Raw genomic sequence first — 418 nt, 5'->3', positions numbered from 1 at the left:
CTCGTCAGTGGAGCGCAACGCGTTCACCACCTCCGCCCAGCAGGTGCTCGCCGACCAGGTGCGTGCCCTGGAGGAGGAGCAGCAGACCCTGCAGGCCACGCTCGCCACGGTCAACCAACAGATCGAGGCTTTCCAGGCGTCCGCCCCCGGTTCGGAGGCGGACCTCGCGGACCTCAACGCTCGGCTGGCCGCGGCACGCGCCGCGGCAGGGCTGACCGCGGTGCACGGGCCGGGGGTCCAGATCGAGATCGCGGACTCGCAGCGCGAGGTGCCGCCCGGTGAGTCGGTGGCCAACTACCTCGTGCTGGCCGAGGACCTGCGCGCCATCGTCGTCGCGCTGTGGGCATCGGGCGCCGAGGCGATCAGCATCAACGGCGAGCGGATCGTGTCCACCACCTCCATCCGCGCGGTCGGCAAC

General features: G+C 71.8%; 1 protein-coding gene. It reads left to right on the top strand.

Annotated features, from left to right (window positions below; genetic code table 11):
* Nucleotides 1–418 (top strand): DUF881 domain-containing protein (locus tag I6F37_RS41805; RefSeq protein ID WP_225154641.1); only part of this gene is annotated, 418 nt, incomplete at both ends.

Origin of the sequence: Bradyrhizobium sp. NBAIM08, assembly GCF_020193935.1 — a bacterium.
GTDB lineage: Bacteria > Pseudomonadota > Alphaproteobacteria > Rhizobiales > Xanthobacteraceae > Bradyrhizobium > Bradyrhizobium yuanmingense.
The sequence above is the reverse complement of the archived record's forward strand: the minus strand, read 5'-3'. Positions and strand labels throughout refer to the sequence as shown.